The organism is Sinorhizobium fredii USDA 205 (genome assembly GCF_001461695.1).
GTDB lineage: Bacteria > Pseudomonadota > Alphaproteobacteria > Rhizobiales > Rhizobiaceae > Sinorhizobium > Sinorhizobium fredii.
The window spans coordinates 1-8,916 of the sequence record NZ_AUTC01000023.1 but is presented as its reverse complement, the minus strand read 5'-3'; the positions used below and the strand labels follow the sequence as shown (position 1 = coordinate 8,916).

Annotated in this window: 4 protein-coding genes and 3 pseudogenes; 4 read left to right on the top strand and 3 right to left on the bottom strand. The window is 57.9% G+C overall.

Going from position 1 to position 8,916, the window contains the following annotated elements:
- Window positions 1–482 precede the first annotated feature (482 nt).
- From N181_RS03280 to N181_RS03260, 3 genes and pseudogenes are all read left to right on the top strand, one after another.
- Window positions 483–1,649, top strand: a pseudogene (locus N181_RS03280) (glycoside hydrolase family 16 protein).
- Between the two features lie 318 nt (window positions 1,650–1,967).
- Window positions 1,968–2,154 (top strand): annotated as a pseudogene (locus N181_RS35455) (globin-coupled sensor protein); the annotation flags it as partial.
- Window positions 2,155–4,536: 2,382 nt separating this feature from the next.
- The gene (locus tag N181_RS03260) at window positions 4,537–4,863 is read left to right on the top strand and encodes a GYD domain-containing protein (RefSeq protein ID WP_037436443.1); all 327 of its coding nucleotides are present in this window, start codon (window positions 4,537–4,539) and stop codon (window positions 4,861–4,863) included.
- Window positions 4,864–5,116: 253 nt separating this feature from the next.
- Here the strand turns inward: N181_RS03260 and N181_RS34480 are convergent, their stop codons facing one another.
- Window positions 5,117–5,515, bottom strand: a complete 399-nt coding sequence (locus tag N181_RS34480) for a BA14K family protein (RefSeq protein WP_234892924.1) — start codon at window positions 5,513–5,515, stop codon at window positions 5,117–5,119.
- Window positions 5,516–6,322: 807 nt separating this feature from the next.
- On the opposite strand from N181_RS34480, the gene N181_RS03250 reads away from it, so the two are divergent.
- Window positions 6,323–7,135, top strand: coding sequence for an SH3 domain-containing protein (locus N181_RS03250; protein ID WP_037436437.1), 813 nt, complete (start codon window positions 6,323–6,325; stop codon window positions 7,133–7,135).
- Window positions 7,136–7,982: 847 nt separating this feature from the next.
- On the opposite strand, the gene N181_RS03245 is transcribed toward N181_RS03250, so the two are convergent.
- Both N181_RS03245 and N181_RS34475 read right to left on the bottom strand, forming a co-directional pair.
- Window positions 7,983–8,303 carry a DUF1476 domain-containing protein gene (locus tag N181_RS03245; RefSeq protein WP_037402381.1) on the bottom strand — a complete coding sequence of 107 codons (321 nt, stop codon included), beginning with the start codon at window positions 8,301–8,303 and terminating at the stop codon, window positions 7,983–7,985.
- A 307-nt stretch (window positions 8,304–8,610) separates the two neighbouring features.
- A pseudogene (locus N181_RS34475) lies at window positions 8,611–8,916 on the bottom strand (tyrosine-type recombinase/integrase); the annotation flags it as partial.

Genomic DNA, 8,916 nt, shown 5'->3' with positions numbered 1-8,916 from the left:
CCTCCATCATCGTCGCCAGCCGGACAGCCCACCGGAAGCGCGCGGGCACAGTTCTTCTGCTGCCGGCTTCGCCAAGGGCTTACGGACACTCGATACATTCCTGGCAGATGCCGTACCCGTCGGGGTCGCCTCCCATTGGGCGCTGGCAACACGAGCACCGCATTGTTCCCTTCACAGCGCATCTTTTGGGCTCAGGCGGGATTATCTCTACCGCCTCCTGATCCAATTCCACGGTGTCGGTTTCCATCTTTCTCCTCCACGACACGTATGTGGATTGAGATGGGAACGGACGTCCGCAGCTTCCAGGCTCGTAGGTGGATTTTCATGGGAGTGCTGTGACTAGCCTGCTGTGTCCTTTCCAAGTTCGATTGGCCAAGCTCCGAATTTCCCAAAAGAGGTGGGGGTGTGTTCCACAGGTCACAGAACGGAATGCTAGGTTCCTCGTCGGCAGGGGCGCGAAGCATAAAGCAGGAGACTTCTCGATGAGCAGAACTGTCATAAACGCCGTGGGCGAGCCGCTGTGCTATAGCGGCAATTCTACGGCATGGTTTTCCGCCGCCGGATCGGGTCCAAAGCTCTATGGCTCGGCCGGCAACGATTCCATCTATGGCGACAGTTCCGTCAATGTCACCATGATCGGCGGCAAGGGTGACGATATTATTATCTCTATTCGGGGACCAATCAGGCCTATGAAGCAGCCGACGAAGGCGTCGATACGATAAGCACATGGATGAGCTATACGCTGCCGGACAATTTCGAAAACCTGACGGTCACCGGCAGCGACCGTTACGCCTTCGGCAATAATACTGACAACATCGTCACAGGCGGCTCGGACAGCCAGACGATCGATGGCCGCCGCGGCAACGATGTCCTCATTGGGGCAGTGGTGCAGACACCCTTCGTTTTCAAGAAAGGCAATGGCAACGACCTCATCGGAGACTACGACGCCGACGACATCGTTCGGCTCGAAGGTTACGCCTTCACGTCTTTCGAGCAGATCCTTGCGAACGTCGCCCAGGAGGGCGCCAATCTCGGGCTCAGCCTCGCCGACGGCGAAAGCCTTGTGTTTGCAAATACCACTGCCGATCAGTTACAGGCGGGCCAGTTCAGACTCAGTCTGGATCGCTCCGCCCTGACGCAAACCTTTTCGGACGACTTCAACAGGCTACAACTCCACAATGGCACAAGCGGCGTCTGGGATCCGAAATTCTGGTGGGCGCCGGAGAAGGGAGGCTCGCTCCCCGGAAAGCGCTTGGCCGGCCTTCTGGCTTCGGCCGACCGACGGCTCCTGGCCGCCGGAACTGGACGTCGTCGAAATGCGCGGCCAGGATCCGAATACGATGATCGCCACCGTGCATTCCAACGATACCGGTTCGCAGACGAGAATCGCGAGCGATGTGAAGGTTTCTGACACAAGCGGATTCCACAAATATGGACTGCTTTGGACGGAGGAGGAAATCGTCTGGTATCTCGATGATGCCGCGATCGCCCGCGCCGACACCCCTTCGGATATGCACGATCCGATGTACATGCTTGTCAATCTCGCCGTGGGCGGCATGGCCGGCAAGCCATCCGACGGTCTCGTCGACGGGGCCGAGATGGTCGACTACACCAAGGTCTATTCATCGGGCGCCGACTGGCAGATCTAAGCGGCAACCGTCAAGGAGGGGGCGGCGGCAGCCGGAGCTGCCGGTCCCCCTGCCAAAGTCTATTGTTGGATGCAGGTGTACACCGTGGCCTTGACGTGCCGATCACTCGGCGGAGGCTGAACGAGAGCCGGCTGAATGTAGAGAGGAGGGTATGATGAACGACATGATGGGCAGCGGTATGATGTGGGCTATGGGGGGCGTCGGCATCCTCGGGACACTCGTCATCGCGCTCGTGATAACGGCCCTTGTCAAGTATCTGTTCTTTCGCTGAAGTCTCCGCGCGCCGCAGACGCAATGTTGACGTCACAGCCTTCCGAAGCTCTGACGGTGATCGTCGATGAGGTGAAGGAGATCGATCGTCATATCGACGCCATCGTCGAGGCCGCCCGCGAACAGGCCACCGCACTGCAGGAGATCAACACGGCGGTCAACACAATGGAACAGGGCACGCAGCAGAACACGGGCGGAGGAATCGACCGCTGCCAGCCATAGCCTCGTTCAAGAAAATCAGCCTTGCGGACATGCTCCGCGTATTCAATATCGGCAAGCCATCTGCCTCGTTGAGTCGTTCGCAACCGTCCCGGCATGAGGATTGTGTGTCCGCGTCTCCCGCCCATGAGTTGCGTTCGAAATTGGCGAAAGCTTATCCCAGCCTGACCATGTTATAAGGAAGCTGGGAGGAATTCTGAGCTTTGTAGGCTTCTCCTCGCCGCGCGCGGGGTAGCCGGCCCAGCGAAGAACCGCCAACTTTGCAAACAGCTCTCTCATATCTCGGGCTCCAGAATACCGCCCGTCGCGCCGCTGCGCGACGCTTGCTCGGCGAGAAAGCCAGATCCTGATGACAGACCGGGGAAGGAACCAGCGCCGGAGCTCGAACCCATTCCACTCATTGATCCAGACGAACAGGAGCGGCCGATCACGCCTATGCCGCCGGTTCGCTGAGGGTCGCCTGGGGAGTGCTCAGCGCGTAATCCGCAGGCTCATGGGCCGCATCAGCACCATCTTCGTGAGAGAACTGAGCTAATTCGCGATTACGCCCTTGCTTGCGAGCCATGCTTCAAAGGTGCCTGGACAGCCTTCCTGAATCCACAGTTCGCGATACGAGAAACCGTGGCAGGCACGCGCGTTCACGGGCCATTCAGCAGCGCCGCACCAAGTCCCAACCATCTTGTGCACCGTTGCGTGATACGACTTCTTCGCCATTGGGAACTTCTTCCCTGTCGTAGCTCTCTTCGGGCTCGAAATCTGTTGGAACTTTGTCAAATTGAGCGCGCGTTGCAGTCAAGAATTAGAGTCGCCGCCCAAACGAGTTACCGGCCAGCGACGATACCATACAGCAAGGGCGCCAATGCATATCGAGCAGGGGGCGGGAGCTCCCGGCCTCCGCCGATTATGTTCTCCTCAAGCGATCCCCAATTCACCTTCGGGCGATTTGCTGCAGGCGGGCCGCTGTTGGCCCGATGCTGCCCGACATCCCATCGACCTGAGGGACTGCAAAGGGCTCAATCGTCGCGTTCGTCGTGTCCTGCGCCAAGGACCGCAACGGGTCGAACCGAGTCGTTGCCCTTGCTTGTCACCAGCGGCCGCTTCGGGTCAATTTGGGGAGCAAAGCTGTCGAGGCGACTCCAACAGCCGGGAATGCCTTTCCGTTAGTTGAATTTTTCCAGCGCTTGAGTCCCTTAGTTGTCGCCGCATGATGAACATTCCGAGCTCACAGAACGTTTTCCTTTGCCCCAGATGGGCAACGGAGGAAATTGAGATGAGTGCTGACCAGCGTACCATCATGTCGATCGCGCTTACTGCGGTGATCGCTCTTTTCGTGGCGTCCATGATTGGAATATTTCTCGCCTAATCGTCCCACCGTCTGGAAGGTGCCGGATAGGACTTCGCCCGTCAAAATGCCACTTACCGCTGCCCCGCGGGTAAGTGTTGTCGGCACCATTGTCGGCGACACCAATTTGCGTGCCGAATCATCAACAGGAGAAAATTTCCAATACTGGTACGAATGGACATCAACATTCTTTGCGCCAAGTTCTTTAACTGTAATTTACGATTTCGTCTCAGAGGATCATTTTCCACAAATAATGGTATAGTTCTTCTCTGCGGGCACGTATCGTTTATTATTCTTGGAACCCCAAATCTCTCCTGTGAATGTTTGCCACACGTGAAGAATAAAGAGAATTTCGATGGCTGATAGAGGACCATCAGTGGTAAATACTGGCAATGGTGGCGCTTGGGCCGTCGCATCAGTTCTGGTTCTGCTGATTGTCGGCGCCTTGTTCGTGTTTGGTGGCAACCTGTTCGACGGCGCCGATGGGGGCGGTGACACCGATGTGAATGTTCAACGTGCCGAAAGTCGAAGCTCCGGCTGGTGGGCAGGGAACCCGAGATGCGCCAGGAGGCGGGCAAGCCACACAACCGGCTCCCTCAGGTGCACAGGGCACGCAGCAAGCTCCATCAGGCAGCACCCGTAGCGAACGAGCCCTCGCTCTCGAGCGATGGCTCTGGCATCTCGGCCTGGTCCACACCGAAGTAATCGTGGACATTCAGAAGAGGATCAACGCTACCCCAATCAGGGATCGAGTGCAGTTCCTCGCCGTCACCACCGACCCTACTGCCAGCGCGGCGAGCTAAGACAATTGGGGTAGTATATTGCTTTCTGCCGGTGGACTGCGACTCTATCCCCTCCCAAGGAGACCGAATAACGGTGCCGCTATAGGGGGAATTCTGCAGTCTGCGGATTGTGGTCCAGGCAATCTGGGTCTTCGCGTGCCCCAAAAACGGCGAAGTTGAATCCGTTCACCAGACAAGTGCGCACATTGGAAATGACTCGCGTTTCCTCCCGGCTTGAGCGTTAACTGTGTTGTTCTGACGGAGGAGGCAAATCATGGCCATCTATCTCACGCGCTTCAGCTACACGCCCGAAACGTGGGCGCGAATGATCGAAAATCCCGAGGATCGCCGAGAGGCGGCACGCACTTACATTGAATCCGTAGGCGGAAAGCTCCATGGGTTCTGGTACGCCTTTGGCGAGCATGATGGTTGGAATCTGTGGGAGGCGCCTGATAACGTATCGATGGCGGCTGTCGCGCTTGCTATCGGCGCAGGAGGCGCGCTCAGCTCTATTGAAACCACTGTCCTCCTCAGCGTCGAGGATACGATGGAAGCCTTGAAAAAGGCAAAGTCGATTCGGTATCGTCCACCGGCAGCGTAGGCGCGGCCACTGCTTTCGTTGCGAACTAATGACCTCGGCATCACGGTCCGTTCTGCAGGGCCCGCCGAATTGCGGATACCGCTGTGGAGAGAGTTGAGGGACGCCTGTAAAATCGAAACGGCAAATATTGTTCCAGCGCAAGGGGGAACAGGTCGCAGGGGCGGCAACATACACAAAACCCGGACAAGCCGTGCATCAGTGCATTGAACGCCTGTTCGCTCGGGCAAAGTTCCTTTTAGAATTTTCTGATCTGCTACCGGCACTGTCTGCGGGGCCCTCCGCTATAAGGCTGGTAGCTGTTGTCCTCTGGGCGGTACGAACGGTAGCGGCTGAAGCAATAGCTAACGTGTTCTTCCGCCAGGGCTGGATTTTCATATGCGTCAACCGAAAGGTTCATCTGGGTTGAAGGATCGTCGACGTCTTCCCCGAAGCTATCGCGTGGTTGTGACGAAACATCTTCTGGCGGGCTCATAGCCGTATCCACGTAAGGCGAGATGCAGGTGCGCCGACGGCCGCTAAAGGGTGTGTAGGTGTTGTCGCTCGGACGGTAGGACCGATAGCGGTTCGCGCACCATTCGTCGTGAGCAGTCGGCAGGGCCGACGCCGTCGTTTGCCCCTCATCGGGCTTCGGTCGAATAGCGGCGGTCGGCATCGTGTCTAAAGACTCCCAAGAGAGTTCCTCCTCGGCCTTGTTGCCCGGGGGGATCACACTCCGTTCTGAAAGGACGTCCTCCGAGGCCTCGTTGCGTGCTACAGCCACCTCAGGGGCTCTTTGTGGATCAGTTGCGCCTGCGCGGGCGGGGACACGCTCGAACTGCTGAGTTGCCGGGTTCACTGCCCGCGGCTGCTCGGTCCATAGTTCCGACTGATTCATATCCAGCCGCGGCTCGCGCGCTGGCGTCCCGTTTAGGATAAGAGTTGCGACAGCCGCCCCGCTCAGGAACACCGCGAGGGCGAGTGCGAACCCGCAAAGTCCCGCCAACAAGCCCTTCACGTTATCCTCCTGGGTTTTTATTCGTAGGAAGAAGAGCTCGATCGTCTCTGTGCAGCGAAAATTGCAGAGCGTCGCGCTCTATGCCCACTCTAGCCTCGCACAGCCCCATCTCTTCATCATTCATGCGCCGTCATGGATCCGGAGCTGTAGGAAACAGACCTTCTGAACGTCCAAGTCGACCACTCAGGATTCCGTGCGAACGACAATGAGTGAAACAGTATTCGCTAATGAAAAGTTCCCCAAGAGCCGTTATGACCTCGCGGCTCGACCATCCCTTCAAGGACCAGAGCCGAGCTCCTTCCGTTCAAGCTGCGTTCATGCAAGACGCGCTATAAACCATTGAAAGGCAAGACGATGATGGCCGCCGAACAAAAGCTGGCAGGCGCTCGAACTATGCGGAAAAAGCCGGAGTAAAATCAATTACCGGATGTGGCATGACGCCTTGCCTCGCTGGGAGTTGAAAACGTGAAACGCACCCCTTTGAAATTTGCCGCGACCGCTATGCTCTTGCTGGCTCCGGCGATCGCTCAGGCGGCAGAAGGCTTCGCGACGGCGAATGTCAATATGCGCGCCGGCCCAAGCACAGCATATCCGGCGATCACTGTAATTCCGGCCGGCGAATCCATCGAAATCTACGGCTGTCTTGCCGACGTGCCATGGTGTGACGTGGAGTTCTACGACGGCCGTGGCTGGGTGCACGGCCGATATATCCAGGCAATTTATCAACAGCGCCGCGTTCATGTCGGGCCTCGATATTATCAATCGCTCGGTATTCCCCTCGTTGTCTTCAGCTTCAGCAGCTATTGGGATCGTCATTACCGCGACTATGACTTTTATCGCGACCGCGATCGCTGGCGCCGCGGACCGGACTTCTATCGCGGCCCGGATCGCCGTCCGGAACCTTACCGTCCCCCCAGCCGCATTCCTGATTTCGAGCCGAGGCCGGCTCCGCCGCCGGAATTCGAGCGGAGATTGGAGCGCAGACCCGATTTGAGCCGTCCCCCTGAAAGACGCCGCGACTTTAACGAGCGTCCGGATCGCCTTCCGGATTTTGGTCAGGCGCCCAACCGCAGGCCGAATGTCGACGGGCAGCCGGACTTTAACCGTGATCTGCCCGGCGGTGATCGCAACCGCCGGAATTTCGAACGTGGGGGCGATGATGGCAATCGCATCATCCGCCGCGGCGACGACAATCGTAACCGCAGCGGTGGCGATACTGAACGCCGCAGGCCGCAGCGACGTGTCTGCCAACCCGACGATCCGGATTGCCGGAACTAATGTGATTCGGGGGCGGAGGTCGTCAACAGCTATCCTGACGTGACCTGGTCCTGGCGCCACCTCGGCGTCTGGTCGGCGATGAGCGGAGACGTGGAGGGACCCGCCCGATGGGCCGCGCAGAAGCTATTGGCGACCAAGCCAGGGTTTACAATCGAGTGGTATCGAGCGCTGCCCCGATTTTAAAACATACCGCAATGGGAAGCTCAAATGGCCGAGGGGTCTGCGGCAAGCAGGATTGCCCGAACGCTGATTGCCGTTCAAGGACATGCGAGGTCTGCTCTCGGCCGAGGATTTGATTTTTTGGCGGAGCCGGCCAATGTCTTGGAAGGGTAGGAAATAGCCATTTGGCGCGGTTCGGATGTTAAGAAGACGGTTTTCCATAACGTCTGATTTTTTTGAGGACCGTAGAGACCGATACTGAAAATTGACTTGGGGGACCTAATAATTTTGCCATCAAGTGGCGGTGAGGCGCGTAGCCAAATTGGCACAGCATCGAACGGCAACATTCGCTTAGAACGTGAAATGGCGGACATTACGGCCAGCCCTGATTTCGGACTTTTTCAAGAATATCGGTGGAACTTTGACGTACGAGCCCGGTAACTAACTGGGCAACCAGCGGCAAATTCCGGACACTCCTGGCGCTGCTTCAAAGCTGACATCTATGGTATACAAGTGTCGATCCTTCGACGATTTCATGGCGACCCCACCGAAGGTGCGGAATTGCCGTGATTGGTGATACCCTTGCAACGCCGCTCGCAAGCGTCCTTCCACGGCTCACCAAGCCAGCGGATTGGATATCCCAGTCCGAGATCGCAGTCGGCGGTTTTCTGTCAGAACTCAGTGGTAGTCAGGTGTCCCTGATCTGGTCGACAGCGGTCGCCAGCAGCTCGTCCATGATGACGCGAATCTGTTGATCGGACTGGGCGACCCCAGCCGCGTCGAAATCGGCGCGAACCTTGCGGAACACATCGTTGTCCCCTGTTTCCTCGAAGTCCGCGCTGACCACCTCCTTCGCATAGGCGTCGGCATCCGCGCCGGTTTTACCGAGCTTTTCAGCGGCCCACAGACCAAGCAGCTTGTTACGCCGCGCCATCGCCTTGAACTTCAACTCCTCGTCCATCGCGAACTTCTTTTCGAAGCCTTCCTGACGGTCCCTTATGCTGCTCATCGCTAAGCCTTCGTTTCAGGTTGTGAGTTTCGACCTTCATCCGACATCCAGAAGATGACCGGCTAGTCGCAGTCGAGAGTGGCGCGAACGGACATCGTTGGCAAGGCCAGACCATTCACGCAGATGATCGGCGAGCACTACAGACTAAAGCTGGCACGGTGCGGTTCTTGTTCTGACCCCGGAAGGTGGGTGACGGCGGGCAATCCGGACCTTCCGACGGGCCGTCGGGAACGCCCACTTCGGGTCGAACTTGGCCTTCCGGGTGGCGAGATAGCGGCGCCTCTGTTTGAAGCGCCGCTATTGAGTACAACTCCACCTGCTCAGAAATGGCCAGGGCGTCGTCCACCTCGATCCCGAGATATTGTACGGTGCTCGAGCTTCTTGTGGCCGAGCAAGAGCTGGACGGGGCGCAGTTTGCCTGTCTTCTCGTATATGCGCCGCCTTCGTCCTCCTCATCAAATGCGTGCCATGGCGTTTGGGGTCAAGTCCGATACTCGACACCCCACCGCTCGACAATCCTGCTATATTGCCGCGTCGACAGATGCGGCAATGCGTGCACGCGGCTGGGAAACAGGTAATCCCGTTCCCCGAGCCTGCGACTTCCAATCCATGC